A 16,971-nucleotide genomic window follows, 5' to 3' on the forward strand; every position below is an offset into this window, starting at 1 on the left:
TGAGAGCCTATCAGTATGGAAATTTGGCCTGGAAAACCGTATCCCCTCGGTGCGACCTTCGATGGCACCGGAACAAACTTTGCGATCTTCTCCTCCGTGGCAGACCGGATCGAGTTGTGCCTAGTTGATGACGACCTGCAAGAAACCCGCGTTGAGCTACGCGAAGTCGATGCCTACGTCTGGCACTGTTATCTGCCAGGAATCCGCCCCGGACAACGCTACGGGTTCCGCGTTTACGGCCCCTACGACCCGGCAAACGGGCACCGTTGCGATCCGTCTAAAATCCTCCTTGATCCCTACGCAAAAGCAATCGAAGGGCACGTAGAGAACCACCAAGCGAATTTCTCCTACAACTTCTTTGCCCCACAGGAGCGCGCCGAAGAAGATTCCCTCGGCCACACCATGCTCTCCGTCGTAGTCAATCCCTTCTTCGATTGGGGGCACGACCGCCCACCTCAGCACGAGTATCACAACTCCGTCATCTATGAAGCCCATCTGAAAGGGATGACGCAGTTACACCCCGATATTCCCGATGAGCTGCGCGGCACATACCTGGGGATGGCTCACCCGCAGATGGTCAACTACCTCAAAGATCTCGGGATCAGCGCATTAGAGCTCATGCCAATCCATCAATTCGTTAACGACACATCACTGCTTGAACGCGGGCTGTCCAATTATTGGGGTTATAACACCATCGGATTCTTTGCCCCACATAACAGCTATTCATCTTCTGGAGAGCGCGGATCTCAAGTAGAAGAATTCAAAGCGATGGTCAAGGCCTATCATGAAGCGGATATTGAGGTCATTCTCGACGTGGTTTACAACCACACCGCTGAAGGCAATCACATGGGGCCGACCCTATCGTTCCGAGGCATCGATAACGCCGCCTACTATCGGCTCGTTGACAACGATAAGGCTCACTATTTTGATACCACCGGCACGGGCAATTCGCTCAACATGTCCTCTCCCCATTCCTTGCAGCTCATTATGGATTCCCTACGTTATTGGGTCGTTGACATGCATGTGGATGGCTTCCGCTTCGACCTAGCTTCTACGCTGGCTCGGGAACTACATGCCGTCGATAAGCTGTCATCCTTCTTCGACATTATCCAGCAAGATCCAATCATCTCGCAGGTGAAGCTGATTGCTGAGCCCTGGGACGTCGGCGAAGGTGGCTATAACGTCGGTGAATTCCCGCCATTATGGTCAGAATGGAATGGTAGCTATCGCGATACTATGCGAGATTTCTGGCGGGGCGAGCCCTCGGTACTATCCGGATTCGCTAGCCGGTTAACCGGATCCTCAGATCTGTATGCACACTCTGGTCGGCGACCCTTTGCCTCCATCAACTTCATCACCGCACATGACGGTTTTACCCTGCGTGATCTAGTGTCTTACAACAATAAACACAACGACGCGAATGGCGAAGGCGGGGCAGACGGAGAATCGCACAACAGATCCTGGAATCATGGCGTTGAAGGCCCAACCGATGATCCCCGCATCACTGAACTCCGCCTGCGGCAAATAAAGAACTTCTTTACCACTTTGCTGACCTCGCAAGGTGTGCCCATGATTTCTCATGGTGACGAGCTCGGCCGCACCCAAGGGGGAAATAACAATACGTACTGCCAGGATAGTGAGATCTCGTGGGTGCATTGGGAGGCAAATAGCGAGGCGGCAGAACTACATCGCTTCGTTCAACGCCTCATTCAGCTTCGGCGCGAACATCCGGTATTCCGGCGTCGCCGATTCTTTAAGGGCGACGCCGGACGCGGTGGCGCCTCCGAGCAAGGCGACATCATGTGGTACATGAACAACGGCGAAGAAATGGCAGAGGAAAACTGGGACACCTGGTTCGCTCGCTCGGTCATGGTGTTCTTGAACGGTGCACGGATCGCTGAACCAGATCATCGTGGCAACCCCGTTGTTGACGATGATTTCTTCCTCGCCTACAACGCCTCGGAAGAGGATCTTGATTTTACGATCCCGCCAAGCTCCGAGGCTGCCACCTGGACTACAGTGCTCACCACCACGTCGGAGGAGCTAAGCGGTGACGAATACGCCAGTGGCGATATTTTTCCGGTCCGGGCACATTCCGTCACCATCTTGATGCGTTCGCGCGCCGAAGATCCCGTCCTAGCCGATAGTAATTCCCTCACGGCATGAATATGATCTGCGTCTTTGCCTCATACGTCCAGGAAAAATCGAGATAGGGATCCCGCCATTACCGGCACGATCCCACCGCAGATTCTCCATGCCCCAACCGGCCTACGCACCGCAGCAGCGATCTGATTTAAGCACGCATTACGTTGTTTTCTTCCACTCGCCCCGCTCTCGGTGCGTTCCCCGCTGCCGCCAAAAGCCGATAGAGTGGAGATACGCTGTCAAGGAGTGTTATCACTAATGGAATCACATACTGCTATACCTAACCATCCGCACGTCCCTCCAGCTAATCGACATCAGCCGGTAACGAGCTACCGTATTCAGCTTTCCCCGTCCTTCACTTTCCACGACGCCCAAGCGATTGTTCCCTACCTGCGCGCATTAGGGGTGACTGACGTCTTTTTCTCCCCGATCTTGCAGGCTGCTCCTGGTTCCACACACGGCTACGACGTGGTCGATCATGGGCGTATCTCTACCGAACTAGGTGGGCAAGAAGGATTTGAAGCAGCAGCCGACGCAATCCACCACGCCGGAATGCACCTCATCGTCGATATTGTGCCTAATCACATGGCCGTCCCTACCCCGCTGTACCATAATCGCGCGCTGTGGTCGCTCCTGCGTGATGGGCACGACTCCCTTTACTTCTCGTGGTTTGATATTGAGCTATCCGATGCAGGCGACGGGCTACTCATGCCGGTTCTCGCAGATCGTATCGGCAAAGTTTTAACGAATGGCGATATTTTCACGGATTCCATCGTCATCCCCGGAGAATCTGAACCGAGCCATGTTATCCGCTACGGCGACCACGTATTCCCCATCCGACGCGGCACAGAATCCTTACCCATCGCACAGATGCTGGATGCCCAGTTCTACCGGCTAGCTTATTGGCGAGTTGCCAACGAAGAGCTGAATTATCGACGATTTTTTGACGTCGATACGCTCGCGGCTATTAACGTCGAAAATCCGGAGGTTTTCGCGCAATCTCACGCGCTCATCATCGATCTGGTCAACCGCGGCTATATCGATGCGCTACGAATCGACCATCCTGATGGACTGGCAGATCCCCGCGAGTATCTGCGCAATCTAGCACAAGCAACCGGGCAGGTATGGACGGTGGCCGAAAAGATCCTCGGCACTGACGAAGTCCTCCCCTCTGATTGGCCCTGCGCCGGCACAACCGGATATGACGCACTCATGCGCCTGCAAGGATTATTCACCGATCCGGCAGGGCTAGCAGCATTAACACAGAGCTACGTTGAGCTATCACAATCTACAGAAACACTGACCAATATGGAGATCGCCGCGAAACGGCAGATCGTCGAAACCTCACTATTTGCCGAGGTCGATAGGCTGGCAACTCTCCTCGCTGAGATCTGCCATAGCGATGTCCGACTACGTGACCACACCTATCGTGCAATACATAATGTCGTCACCGAATTAGTCATCCACATGGATCGCTACCGCGCCTACGTCGTTCCCAAAGAACGCCCCCATCCCAACGAGGAACGAGTTGTGCGTTCCTGCGCCGAACGAGCCGCACAAGAACTAGAAGCCGATCATTTAGAAACCCTGGAAGTTGTCGTCGATATTCTTCTCGGTAATGAAATCGGATCGGCTGGGCGCACCCATGAAGCCGCCCGCAATGAAGCAATTATCCGCTTCCAGCAAGTATGCGGAGCCGTCATGGCAAAAGGCGTAGAAGATACGACTTTCTACCGTTACACCGCGCTAACCTCAGCGAACGAAGTCGGCGCCGGCCCTGATACCCCGACGATCTCACCAGATGATTTCCATGCATTCCAGCAACAACAACTGCGCACCTGGCCAGTATCCATGACGACACTCACCACGCATGACACCAAACGTTGCGAAGACGTCCGCGCATATATCGCACAGCTTTCTCATCATCACGACGAATGGCTGAGCCTCCTTGGGCGTATGCGTCGCCTACTCAATGACGAAGAGCGCAACGAGATTGATGGGCAAATTGAAATGCTCATGTGGCAAACCATCATCGGTACCTGGCGAGATAACGCGCCTATCCCCTTTGATCGACTATCAGCGTATCTGTTGAAGGCTGCTCGCGAACAAAAAACGTGGACCACCTGGACGCAACCGAATTCCAATGCCGAACAGACCCTGCTCACCTACGCACAAACTGCCGTGGAATCCCCTGAAATACGCGAGTTGCTAGCGGATTTTATGAATCGCATTGAACCAGGAGCACGGGCGATGATCGTGGCCCAAAAGGCTCTGCACATGACGATGGTTGGCGTTCCAGATATTTACCAGGGGGAAGAAATCACTCAGACTTCACTGGTCGATCCGGATAATCGCCGCCCAGTAGATTTCGCCTCCCTACAGCAGCTTCTCGCTCGCCTAGAGAGCGACGGCTTACCCGCTCACCCCAGTATTGACGAAGAAAAACTCTGGGTCACCTCCCGCCTTGCTCAGTTGCGCGCCCGCACACCGCAACTCCTACACGCCGGATATGAGCCGCTGCCGGTTTCCACTGGATATGCTCTCGCATTCGCTCGAATGTACGACCAAACACCGGGCCTGATTACCGTTGCGCTGCGTCAGAATGACCCAGCCTTAGCCACGCACAGCGTCGTTTTGCCCGAGGGTCAATGGCGCAATGTACTCACCGACGAGGAATTCTCCGGCGGCACTCATCCTATTGCCGATCTACTTGGTCGGTTCTCGGCAGCAGTATGCGAGCGCATTTCATGAAAGCTCTGCGAATTTGGGCACCGCACGCCCACGAAGTGACGGTAGAACTATGCGATACCGGCCAGCATCGCGCCTTACATAGCTGTGGTGCTGGGGTGTTCGAACTTGCCGAGGGATTGCCTCATGGGCAGCAATACTACGTCCATCTTGATGGCGGTATGCCCCTGCCGGATCCTCGCTCTATGTGCCAGCCATACGGGGCACATGGTCCGTCACAAGCTGTTGATCCAGATACGTTTCAATGGACAGACGCGCATTGGCATGGACGTGATCTGCACGGCGCAATCTACTACGAATTACATGTTGGAGCCTTCACCCCTGAGGGGACGCTTCGAGCTGCCATCAATCGTTTGGATTATCTGCGTGATCTTGGCGTGGATGTGGTGCAGCTTATGCCCATCCCCCCTATGCCAGGTAAGCGCGGCTGGGGGTATGACGGGGTATCCATCTTCGCTATCCATCATCCCTATGGCGCACCCGAAGATCTCGTCGCTTTCGTTAATGCCGCACATGAACGTCAGCTATCTGTATGCCTGGACGTGGTATACAACCATCTGGGGCCAGATGGGAATTATTTGGCTCAATTCGGCCCCTATTTCACTGACGCTCACCACACCCCGTGGGGGTTAGCCGTTAATCTGGATGGCCACAACAGCGAAGAAGTTCGTCGGTATTTCTTAGATAATGCTCGCCAGTGGGTGCGGGATTATCACATTGATTCTCTGCGTATTGACGCTGCACATTACCTTATTGACTCCTCCGAGCCGCATTTTCTCGCTCAGCTTTCCCAGGAAATGAATGAATTATCCGTTGAGTTAGACCGACGGATCACCTTGACTGCGGAAACTGAAGCGAATGATCCTGCGATGATTACGCCCACTACCCAGGGCGGTTTAGGCATGGATCTGCAGTGGACAGATGACATTCATCATGCACTGCACGTATGGCTCACCGGAGAGCACAACGCCTACTATCAGGACTACGTTGATCCGCAGGCAATGCGCGCCGCTTTTGAGAACGGTTTTGTGCGTATCGGGCAAGAGCTCGCTTTTCCCAGTGCCTCACGCGGTCGCCCCATCCCGGCTGAGATCAGTGGGCATTGCTTCATGGCCTTTGACGAAAATCATGACCAAGTTGGCAACCGCCTGTTGTGTGATCGTCCCACGCAGCGGCTAGCTCTTGGACAGGTTGCTGTTTCGCGAGCGCTGATCCTCCTTTCGCATTACACCCCGATGCTGTTCATGGGCGAGGAATGGGCGACGAAACGTCCTTTCCACTATTTCACTGACCACGGCCCTGAGCTGGGGGCAGGTATTAAAGATGGTCGTATGGCCGAATTTGCTCAGTGGGATTTGGCTGACGTCTATCCAGATATATCTTTAACCGATGTTCCTCTAGCCACCGCTGATCCACAAGACGAACAGACCTTTATCTCTTCCTTATTGGACTGGTCTGAGTTAGAGCTGACGGATCACCGCCGAATGTATGATTTCGTCCGTGATCTTATTCGGTTGCGCGCGTCCGTAGCAGATATTGCAAGCGGAGATCGCTCTCGTACCCGATGTGTCTTTGTTGAGCCGCCTGCGCACGAAGGCGATACTGAGCCAAAACCGCGCTATGGCGCTCCACCATCAGGATGGATGGAACGTGGATCGGTTGTTATCGTCTTTTCTCTTACTGGGCACACTGATATTACGCCGCCTATTGCCGGTAAGGAGCTCCTGCTTGCCTGGGACGAATCCGCCATGCATATCTCACATAACACTCTTGGGGATCCACAGGTTTCCATGTCGGCGCCGAATGTCGCCATCTGGGGATAACGCACTCTAGATAGCTATATTTCTTTCTTTGCGCATCTGGGCTGACGGATTCGTTCTTGCCGAATAGATCGTTGCGCCGAGCGCGTTGGCGAGTCTGTTTTCCGCACGGCACTGCCAGCAAAAATACGGTTTCTATCACGCTTGCCTCGCTATCGGCGCGCCATCTTCGGAAAGACGACATATCTCGATACAGTCAAAGGGTGAACCAGCAAGGACCTCCTGCGGATTTCGTCACCGCCCTAGAATCCCTCAAAGGGCAAACCTTCCGCCCCGAATTGCATATCGCCCAGATGCCTGGGCCAACGCGCATTGCTCCCTGGGCGGTAGCTTTACAAGCAGAAGTGAACGATTCGGCACAGCGCGACCCCGATCATTTCCGTGGTTCAGCCAAATTCGTTGTTTTACATGACCCCGACGGTCAGGAAGCCTGGAACGGAACATTCCGAATCGTTATCCACGCTCAGGCTCCTATGGACGCTGAAATGGGTGACGACCCGCTTTTAGGAGAAGTCGCATGGTCATGGTTAGTAGATGAATTAGACGCTCAAGTCTCTTACCATTCACTCAACGGCACAGTCACCCGCGTATTTAACGAAACCTTCGGCGGATTACATCTCAATAGCTCGCGAGTCGATCTGGAGCTGCGGGCATCGTGGACGCCAGGAACTATCTATCTCACCGAACATTTACACGCATGGGCGAACTTCGCTGCCACTTTAGCTGGGCTAGGGCCGTGGAGCGAATCCGTCGTCAGCCTACCTCGTCGGGTGGATAAGATTTGACCTCAGCACATGTACGCCCGCTTTTAGAGCCGCGCGATGGCCCCGTCGGATTAACCCACGATGATATTGACCAGGCAGTGCAGCGGCTGGCTGCCGGTACTGGACCGATTGCCGTTGATACCGAACGTGCTATGGGGATTCGCTATTCCGCTCGCGCATATCTCATCCAGTTACGCCGCCCAGGAGCTGGAACATTCCTCATTGATCCAGTGGGAATCGAAGATCGGCTCGTAGGCCTTGCCGAGGTTATGAAAACTGAGTGGATTTTACATGCCGCCGATCAAGATCTATCTTGCTTGCATGAATTGGGGTTATTCCCAGAAAAGGTATTCGATACGGCGATGGCAGCCAAACTCCTCGGCCGAGAACATATCTCGTTACAAGCCCTAGGAGTGGAGCTACTGCAGTTAAAACTAGCAAAAGAGCACGCCACCGCAGATTGGTCACAACGCCCCTTATCCGCCGAAGAATTGAATTATGCGGCCCTTGACGTTGAGCTCCTGCACGAATTGCGCGATATTCTCACCCAGCAGCTACATGAAGCCGGACGCTTCACCTGGTTTGAAGAAGAATGCGAGGAGATACGCACCCGCAAACCGACGCCCTCTGCCGCCCAGCCCTGGCGTAAGGCAGCCCGACGTACCCATCTGCGAGATCAACGTTCCCTAGCTATGCTTCGGGAGCTGTGGAATACCCGCGATCGTCTGGCGCAAAAACGCGATATTGCCCCCAGTAAAATCGTCCCCTCGGATGTGCTAGCCGAACTTGCTCGACGCAAACCTCGATCTCGACAAGACGTTACGACCTGCCCGTTATTACGCCCTCGTATGCGCCAACGTTATATCCCCCAATGGTGGGCTGCCATCGAAACTGCCTGGCGCTTGCCCACCCATGAGCTACCGGAACGCGATTATCACGATAAGGCAAAAGCCTATCCGCCGATCACGCGCTGGCCAAAGACGCATCCGCAGGCGGCAAAACGTTGGGAGATTTTACGCCCCGCAGTGATTGCCCATGCCGAAAAGCTCGGGATTGACCAAAGTGTCCTCCTTAAACCAGAGATTCAGCGGCTCACTGCCTGGGTTGGATGGCATTCCGAAGCAGAGTTACGTGATGTGCTGCAAGAATATGGCGCGCGTCCGTGGCAGATTAACGAAGTAGTCCAGCCAATTCTGCACGCAATGCACAGCGCATAATCCACCGGCAGCTCCGCTACACCTCCTCGTTTGGGGTGGAGCTAATATGCTGCCCATTCCCAGCCTTTGCCATTATCGACGCCGTTTGTATCCTTACCGCTAGAGCTATACCCAATAGCACCTATATCAGCTATGTACCTGCGCATACTGCCAGCCGCCCAGGATTCGACCCCACTGGCTTTTCTTACACCTGGGGCGATTTCTAGGCACAATAACAGCCCGCTAGAACGTTTTAGCGCCATATCATTTTGGGCCAGCTAAGAGGTATGCGATACCTGCCACCCGATCACGCCACTTACAGTGAATTAGGCAGGGCTTCCTGCCCGTAGACTGTGCACTGCGGCAATGACATCTGCCACAGCCATCCCCTCGTATTCCAAAATCGCGTCTCGTTTTGCATGGTTCAGGAAATGACGAGAAATACCACATATACGCATCGGCACATCACATTGGAACTGAATCAAAGCATTATGTAAGGCCGCGCCGACGCCTCCTTCGATCAGCCCATCTTCCAGCACCACCACACCAGCAGCCCGTCGAGCGAGATCACAAAGTTCAGCACTGATAGGTAACGGCCAGCATGGATCTACCACACAGAGAGTCTCATCTGGTAGCTGCTCAGCAGCTTCAACAACCGTATGAGCCATTGGCCCAATTCCCACCAGCAGGATCGGCCGACGCGCCGGATCGCCCTGTTCGCGCAGAATATCCACATCGCCAATTCGACGAGCTGCTGGCAAACTATCCGGCACCGATCCCTTCGGATAACGCACTAGCGTCGGGCCATTGGTTGCAAACGAACGACGCAGTTGCTCGCGCATTCGCTCTTCATCACGCGGGACGGCAACCTGCACATGTGGGATCATAGCCGCCAGCGACAGATCCCACATACCATTATGCGAGGCCCCGTCATCGCCAGTAATACCCGCCCTATCCAAACAGATCGTCACCGGCGCATTATGTAACGCAATATCCATAAGGAGCTGGTCAAATCCCCGATTCATAAAAGTGGCATACAAGGCCAGAACCGGATGATAACCGCCGTATGCGAGACCAGCAGCCATTGTGCATGCATGTTGCTCCGCGATACCGACGTCAATGACCCGCTGGGGAAATTCTTCCCGCATTGGAGCCAATCCGACGGGCTCCAACATCGCCGCAGTGATCCCAACAAGAGATTGATCCGCACGGGCTGCAGCGCAAACCTCTTCAGCGAAGATTGACGTCCACCCAAAACGAGATGGTTCAATCGGTAAACCGGTTTCCGGATGAATACGCCCTACCGCATGGAATCTATCGGGCACATGAGACTCTGCCGGCTTATACCCGCGACCTTTTTCCGTAATCGCGTGAACAACAACCGGACCACCAAATTTTTTCGCCATCTGGAAGGCCTCAATCAAGGAACCAATATGATGCCCATCAACCGGCCCGATATATTTCAATCCCAAAGAATCAAAGATTCCAGCGTCAAAGAAGACGTCTTTCAGCCCCTTTTTCAGACCGTGCAATGCATCGTAGGTCAACTGCCCAGGCAGTCCCGCACCATGTAGCGTGCGTTTACCCCAATTCAGGAACTGTTCATATTCTCGATTGACTCGTAGCGCGTCGAGACGGCGAACCGGATCTAGGCGGCGCACAATCCCACCAACCGTCGGCGCATACGAACGACCGTTATCGTTGAGCACAATAACCAGCGGCCGTTCCTTATCTTCAGCGATATTATTCAACGCTTCCCAGGCCATTCCGCCCGTCATTGCCCCATCCCCAATCACCGCGACAACCCGGGAAGGATCTGAGGTTAATTGCCGAGCACGCGATAGGCCGTCTGCCCAGGATAATGCGGTGGAGGCATGCGAATTCTCCACGACGTCGTATTCCGATTCAGCGCGTGAGGGGTATCCTGACAGCCCGCCTTCCTGACGCAATTTTGTGAAGTCGTGGCGCCCAGTGAGGATTTTGTGAACGTAGGATTGGTGGCCGGTATCCCAGATGATCGTATCTTGCGGAGAATCAAAAACCCGATGGAGTGCAATCGTCAGTTCGACAACTCCCAAATTCGGCCCCAGATGACCGCCAGTTTTGGCGACATTTTCGACCAAAAATTCACGGATTTCTCGGGCAAGCGTCGCCATCTGCCGCGGGCTAAGCGCCGATAAATCTTTTGGGCTGTGTATCTGCTCGAGGAACACGCACTCTCCTTTATTCTATCTGCCGATACACTACCACCTTGCCCATACCCGCGTTAGTTCAGCGCCCCAATCACAACGGAATATTTCTAACACTGGCGAGCTTCATATCAGTGGGACGAGGAATAAATGACGACGGGTGGGGCACTGCCCATACCGAGCACCCCACCCGCCTATCAATATGTGATAGCGATTCGCACTATCTGCCGTTAGCGTTACTCAGCGCGTCGGGCAAGATTACGCAATACGTACTGCAAGATACCCCCATTGCGGAAGTAATCCGCTTCTCCAGGCGTGTCAATGCGAACGACAGCGTCGAATTCCGTAACGCCTCCGTCTGCTGCCGTAGCCCGAACGTGAACCGTCTTTGGCGTGCGCCCCTCATTCAACTCCGTTATGCCGGTGATGTCGAAGGTTTCCGTACCGTCTAGACCAAGCGAATCGGCATTCTGACCGGCTGGGAACTGCAGAGGCAACACACCCATTCCAATGAGGTTAGAACGGTGAATCCGCTCGAAGGACTCCGTAATAACTGCCTTCACCCCGAGCAAAGCAGTGCCCTTTGCCGCCCAATCGCGCGAAGAACCAGATCCGTATTCCTTGCCAGCGAGGACGATAAGTGGCACTCCTGCCTGCTGATATTCCTGGGAGGCATCGTAGATGGCTTCCTGATTGCCTGTGAGGAAGTTCTTCGTGAATCCGCCTTCAACTCCGTCGAGAAGCTGGTTACGCAGTCGGATATTTGCAAAGGTTCCACGAATCATTACCTCGTGGTTGCCTCGACGTGATCCATAAGAGTTGAAATCCTTACGATCGATTCCATGCTCGGTTAGGTATCGGCCAGCCGGAGAATCTGGCTTGATAGCACCAGCCGGAGAGATATGGTCGGTGGTGACCGAATCCCCAAGTTTAGCAAGCACCCGCGCACCGGAAATATCACTGAGCGGGGTGAGCTCCATCGTCATGCCGTCAAAGTACGGTGGCTTACGCACATAGGTAGAGTTTCCGTCCCATTCGAAGGTAGACCCTTGCGGAGTTTCCAGTGCTCGCCAACGCTCATCACCAGCAAAGACGTTAGAATACGAGGATTCAAACATTTCGCGGGATACAGATTCATCGATCACGGCCTGAACCTGCTCAGCATCTGGCCAAATATCTGCTAGGTAAACATCGTTACCATCAGGATCCTGACCGAGCGGCTCGCGTTCAAAATCGAAATCCATCGTGCCGGCCAAAGCATAGGCGATCACCAGAGGCGGGGAGGCCAGATAGTTCATCTTGACGTCCGGGTTAATCCGACCTTCAAAGTTTCGATTTCCAGATAGGACGGAGACGACAGCCAGATCATTGGCGTTGACGGCATCTGAGACTTCTTGCGGCAGTGGGCCAGAGTTTCCAATACAGGTGGTACATCCGTAGCCGACGAGATTGAAGCCTAAGGCATTGAGATCTGGCCACAGACCCGCTTTCTCGTAGTAGTCCGTCACGACCTGTGATCCGGGGGCCATTGAGGTCTTGACCCACGGCTTCGGCTTCAACCCGCGAGCATTGGCATTGCGAGCTAGCAGGGCGGCGGCCATCATCACCGACGGATTCGAGGTGTTCGTACACGAGGTGATGGAGGCAATAGCTACCGCACCATGATCGAGTTCCGTCTGGGTACCGTCAGCCAGAGTGACCGGCGTGCGGCGATGTGCTCGGGAATCTGTGGTATCTCCCCCGCAGCCGCATGAGCTTTGCTCAGGTGCCGGAGCATACGTCGGTAAAACATCTCGGAAAGACTCTTTGGCCTTTGCCAGTTCAATACGATCTTGTGGGCGCTTCGGGCCTGCAATTGAGGGCACGACGGTAGATAGATCCAGCTCCAAATATTCAGAGTATTCGACTTCTACTGACGGATCATGCCACAAGCCTTGGGTCTTGCAGTATGCCTCTACTAAAGCAATATCCTCTTCAGAGCGTCCAGTCAGGCGCAGGTAATCCAAGGTGACGTCATCAATCGGGAAGATCGCCGCTGTGGAGCCAAATTCTGGGGACATATTGCCGATAGTGGCGCGATTAGCCAGTGGCACTGCTCCCACGCCGTCACCGTAGAATTCAACGAATTTGCCGACAACTCCGTGTTCGCGCAGCATCTGAGTGATCGTCAAAACCACGTCAGTTGCTGTGGAGCCAGGTGGGATTGATCCGGTGAGTTTGAAGCCGACAACCCGTGGAATCAGCATGGAAACCGGCTGGCCCAACATGGCCGCCTCGGCTTCGATGCCGCCCACTCCCCAGCCGAGAACGCCTAGGCCATTGACCATCGTCGTATGGGAATCGGTCCCCACACAGGTATCGGGATAAGCCTGGAGGACGCCATTATTTTCCTGCGCCATCGTCACTCGGGCGAGGTATTCGATGTTGACCTGGTGGACGATACCCGTCCCTGGGGGAACGACTTTGAAATTCTCAAAGGCCGTCTGCCCCCAGCGCAGGAACTGGTAGCGTTCCTGGTTGCGCTGGTATTCGATGTCCATGTTCTGCTCGTAGGCTCGTGGAGTGCCGAATACGTCAATCTGGACCGAATGATCTATGACGAGTTCTGCCGGATTAAGGGGGTTGATGGTATCTGGATCGCCACCAAGATCTGTCACAGCTTCGCGCATAGTGGCAAGATCAACTACGCAGGGAACGCCGGTGAAGTCTTGCATAACGACGCGAGCCGGAGTGAACTGAATCTCATGCTCAGGCTCTGCCGCTGGATCCCAGCTAGCTAAGGCGGTAATCTGCTGGGCTGTTACGTTTGCACCATCTTCGGTACGCAACAAATTCTCTGCCAAAATCTTGAGCGAGTATGGCAGCTTTTCGGTGCCTGATACGGCATCGAGCCGGAAGATTTCGTAGGTCCGACCCGCAACTTCGAGGGTCGATTTCGCCGCGAAACTATCGATGCTCATTTCTCTCCAATCACGCGATTATCTTGACATCAAGATACCAGTTGGCAGTGGTCATGTCTATCACTTATGGAAAGAAGCGTGTTTACCGTAACCGGCGAAGCACACTCACAATTTCCACATGATGGGTGTGCGGGAAAATATCGTAAGCGACAATGCTTTCGAGATATCTCCCACATGAGAGTAATTCTGCCACGTCTCGGGCCATTGACGCAGGATCACAGGAAACTAACACCACATGTTCAGCCGGACACCGTGCTAATTCACCCGCTATTCCCACGCCTAAACCGCTGCGGGACGGATCAGCAATCACCACCTCGGCATCAGCGACTAGATCAGATAAGCCCACCTCTAAGCGTTGGCAATGCGCCTGCGCCCAGGGGTAGGCGCGTAGATTCTCTCGAGCATCCGTAACGGCCTGCTCTGCTCCTTCATACGTGTGCAGCACCCCGCGCTCTCCAAGGCGCACAGCAATCGGCACAGAAAACAGCCCCGAACCGGAATACAGCTCCACCACATTCATCTCGGGCTCAATACCCGCTGGGGCGAGCACTGCCTCCATTAACGCCTCTGGCGCATGGTGATGGACCTGCCAGAAGTTACGTGCATGAACTCGATACGTCACATCCCCATAACGGGTATGTACCGCCTCAGTAATATGCGTATGAGCTCGCTTCCCCGGAGCGCTAAACACCTCATCCCCCACGCATAGCACGGGATCCCCCAGTGCCGGCTGAACCGCGCGAACTCGCATCTTCGTCGGAATATCCGTATCCCATGCCGCCCCAAACAGATCTAGTGAATCCAGGCGAGAATCCGCCATCGGCATATGCGCAATAGGAGTCACATCGTGCGAGCGCTCTAAGGTCATCCCCATCCCCGTCGGGCACTTCGTCAGATCAATACGAGTACGTGTATGCCAACCGTCACCATCGTCTACTGCTAACACTGGCACGCCCGAAGAACCAATCTGTTCGCGCAGCCGAGCGCCCCCAATACGATCAATGACGTGATCGATAACCTGAGATTTTAATTGCCGCTGATAGGAGATCTCGATGTGCGAAAAATCTGCCGCACCAGTTACTCCCACCGCACCCTGCGCCCAGAACGGAATACGACGATGCGGGCTAGGCGTATAGACGTCAACAACATTCGCTTCCCAATAGGCCCGCTTTTTCTTCGTGACCTGGACCTCGACGTCTTCGCCAGGAATCGCACCGCGCACAAACATCACGCGCCCCTGCGTTCCCATCGTCTCCTCGTCTGCCGCTAACCGAGCAACGCACACCCCGCCGTGGCCAATATCCCCTACTGTTACGCGCACGTCACTCCCCCTGACCACGCAGACGGTACGGAACCTCGCACACTGTCACACCTGGTTCAAACCGCAAATCGTTGATAATCCGCGGCGTGGAATGTCGAACAAAGAATTGCTCCCACGACCCTGTGGCAATCACACGCGGAATAAAAACCGTCACAACATCCCCCGGATGTAGCCGCAATCGCTCGCGGACGTAAGCAATAACCGGACGGCGCACCGCCCCTTTCGGCTCTCCCAAAATAGTCAGATCAACCGGCACTTGCGCCTGCTGCCAGGCCTGGCGAATTTGACGGGTCTGAGTGGGATCAACATCGACGCAGACTGCGGTGAGCGAAGAAAAGCGGAAAGAACGCGCCCACGTCACCGCACGCAACGAGGCTTGATCCACCCGATCAATGAGAACAACACCGTGAACTCGGGTCGGCAATGGGGTCAAACTCCCCCGATTTGCTAGCTCCAAACGAGTATTCACCTTGCGCTGCCCCCGCGAATAGACTAGTAAGAACAACACCGGAACACACAGGGAGACAATCCCGGAAGCCGCCCAGAACGGTTGGGCATAACACACGGCTGCCAGCACCACCAGGCTCAGCACAAAGAAACCGCGAAATACCCACGTCAGGGCAATTGCTCGATGCCGTTTGCTCGCATCCGTAGATTCGTTGAGGATCGCCTTTGACCGCGAAATCATTGCCACTGCAGTAAATGCCTGCATGATAAAGACGGTAAAGACGAATACCACCGCATGAGAGCGCGTCGAGTCCAAAACGAAAGTCACCGCTGCTGCCAGCAAGCCAATAAGTGCCACAATCATACGACGCGGACGCACCGCATCTTTTGCCGCCAAACGACGCGGCAGCAAACCGTCAATTGCTAATTCTCGCAACAGACGTGGCAACTGGCGATAGGCTGAATACGCCGCCAGCAAGCCTAAAACGATGTAGAGCACCACCAATACGATTTGACCAGCTCGCCCAAAGAAAGCAACCGCCATTGACAAAGAGGGAATCGCCACACGACGACCAGGCATACGCAATGCCGTAACGAAATACAGCGTCACCGCAATCAATATGACTGCCGGAACCATTGCCTTTAGTAAGGTGCGCGGAACAATGCGCCGATGATCGTGCGGGCTGAGGATACGTTCTGAGACGAAAATCGTCACCGCTCCAACCATCGCCCCACCGAGAGCTGCCTCCACGAAAGGATGGTAGCGCCCCATATTCACCTGCGTATTTAACGCATTTTCCCGAGCCGAGCGAATCTCTTCAAAGTTCACTCCCCCGACGAGTTCCTGGATCATGGCATATCCCAGAACAATACTCAGCCCCAGCAGCGCGAGAAAGCTCAAGATAATGATCGGTCGCGTATGCAAAGCCAACCGCCCGCTGAATACGATCACCGCAATCGCAATGATGATCGCTGGCTCAATAGCAATAGACCACGAGACGTTGACAACAGAGTTAAATGAGGTGACGGCGATTTCCACCCCCAGAATAATGATGAGGGCATAGCCGAGAATACGGGCTGCCGACACAATCAATCCGGCCCAATGGTCGATATGGCGCTCAGCAAGCTGATGTGAGGAACGACGCGGGACTTCTGTAAACAGCAAACGCACAGAGATCATGCTCATCGCGAGGGAAATCACGGCAGCAAAAAAACCGATAGCCATTGCTGGCCCAGCTACCGAATATGACACGGCGCGCAGGATAATTTGCGGCACCATGACGGTACATAATGCGATAACCACTACCGAGGTCGATCGGGATACAGAACGGACCTTATCGGCACCTAACACCACTGAACGGAATTTTGACACATGTTTTAG

Annotated in this window: 9 protein-coding genes; 5 read left to right on the plus strand and 4 right to left on the minus strand. The window is 54.4% G+C overall.

The genetic code is table 11. From position 1 onward, the window contains the following. The first annotated feature begins 15 nt into the window (after positions 1 to 15). From glgX to ACLHIJ_RS02630, 5 genes are all read left to right on the plus strand, one after another. A complete protein-coding gene (gene glgX, locus ACLHIJ_RS02610; protein WP_411297394.1) occupies positions 16 to 2,166 on the plus strand; it encodes a glycogen debranching protein GlgX in 2,151 nt (716 codons plus the stop codon). A 237-nt stretch (positions 2,167 to 2,403) separates the two neighbouring features. Further along, positions 2,404 to 4,896 carry a malto-oligosyltrehalose synthase gene (treY, locus tag ACLHIJ_RS02615; RefSeq protein WP_411298414.1) on the plus strand — a complete coding sequence of 831 codons (2,493 nt, stop codon included), beginning with the start codon at positions 2,404 to 2,406 and terminating at the stop codon, positions 4,894 to 4,896. Continuing rightward, positions 4,893 to 6,716 carry a malto-oligosyltrehalose trehalohydrolase gene (treZ, locus tag ACLHIJ_RS02620; protein ID WP_411298415.1) on the plus strand — a complete coding sequence of 608 codons (1,824 nt, stop codon included), beginning with the start codon at positions 4,893 to 4,895 and terminating at the stop codon, positions 6,714 to 6,716. The genes treY and treZ overlap by 4 nt, the downstream gene beginning before the upstream one ends. A 200-nt stretch (positions 6,717 to 6,916) precedes the next feature. After that, a complete protein-coding gene (locus tag ACLHIJ_RS02625) occupies positions 6,917 to 7,498 on the plus strand; it encodes a DUF3000 domain-containing protein (RefSeq protein ID WP_411297391.1) in 582 nt (193 codons plus the stop codon). Further along, positions 7,495 to 8,694, plus strand: a complete 1,200-nt coding sequence (locus ACLHIJ_RS02630; protein WP_411297390.1) for a ribonuclease D — start codon at positions 7,495 to 7,497, stop codon at positions 8,692 to 8,694. The genes ACLHIJ_RS02625 and ACLHIJ_RS02630 overlap by 4 nt, the downstream gene beginning before the upstream one ends. Before the next feature lie 305 nt (positions 8,695 to 8,999). Here ACLHIJ_RS02630 and dxs read toward each other — a convergent pair whose 3' ends face one another. The 4 genes from dxs to ACLHIJ_RS02650 form a co-directional block, all read right to left on the minus strand. After that, entirely contained in the window at positions 9,000 to 10,886 is a 1,887-nt protein-coding gene (dxs, locus tag ACLHIJ_RS02635) for a 1-deoxy-D-xylulose-5-phosphate synthase (RefSeq protein ID WP_411298416.1), read from the minus strand. Positions 10,887 to 11,098: 212 nt separating this feature from the next. Next, positions 11,099 to 13,822 carry an aconitate hydratase AcnA gene (gene acnA, locus ACLHIJ_RS02640; RefSeq protein WP_411297388.1) on the minus strand — a complete coding sequence of 908 codons (2,724 nt, stop codon included), beginning with the start codon at positions 13,820 to 13,822 and terminating at the stop codon, positions 11,099 to 11,101. 82 nt (positions 13,823 to 13,904) lie between these two features. Beyond that, positions 13,905 to 15,143: a class I SAM-dependent RNA methyltransferase gene (locus ACLHIJ_RS02645; protein ID WP_411297386.1), complete on the minus strand. Its 1,239-nt coding sequence runs from the start codon at positions 15,141 to 15,143 to the stop codon at positions 13,905 to 13,907. A 1-nt stretch (position 15,144) separates the two neighbouring features. Beyond that, positions 15,145 to 16,962: a hypothetical protein gene (locus ACLHIJ_RS02650; RefSeq protein ID WP_411298417.1), complete on the minus strand. Its 1,818-nt coding sequence runs from the start codon at positions 16,960 to 16,962 to the stop codon at positions 15,145 to 15,147. Positions 16,963 to 16,971: the final 9 nt, after the last annotated feature.

This window comes from Trueperella sp. LYQ141, assembly GCF_046599555.1.
Lineage (GTDB): Bacteria > Actinomycetota > Actinomycetes > Actinomycetales > Actinomycetaceae > Trueperella.

What these genes read in the sequence shown, in the direction of transcription:
- glgX (WP_411297394.1), top strand. Translation starts at nt 16, where the DNA reads ATGGAAATTTGGCCTGGAAAACCGTATCCCCTCGGTGCGACCTTCGAT.
- treY (WP_411298414.1), top strand. Translation starts at nt 2,404, where the DNA reads ATGGAATCACATACTGCTATACCTAACCATCCGCACGTCCCTCCAGCT.
- treZ (WP_411298415.1), top strand. Translation starts at nt 4,893, where the DNA reads ATGAAAGCTCTGCGAATTTGGGCACCGCACGCCCACGAAGTGACGGTA.
- acnA (WP_411297388.1), bottom strand. Translation starts at nt 13,822, where the DNA reads ATGAGCATCGATAGTTTCGCGGCGAAATCGACCCTCGAAGTTGCGGGT.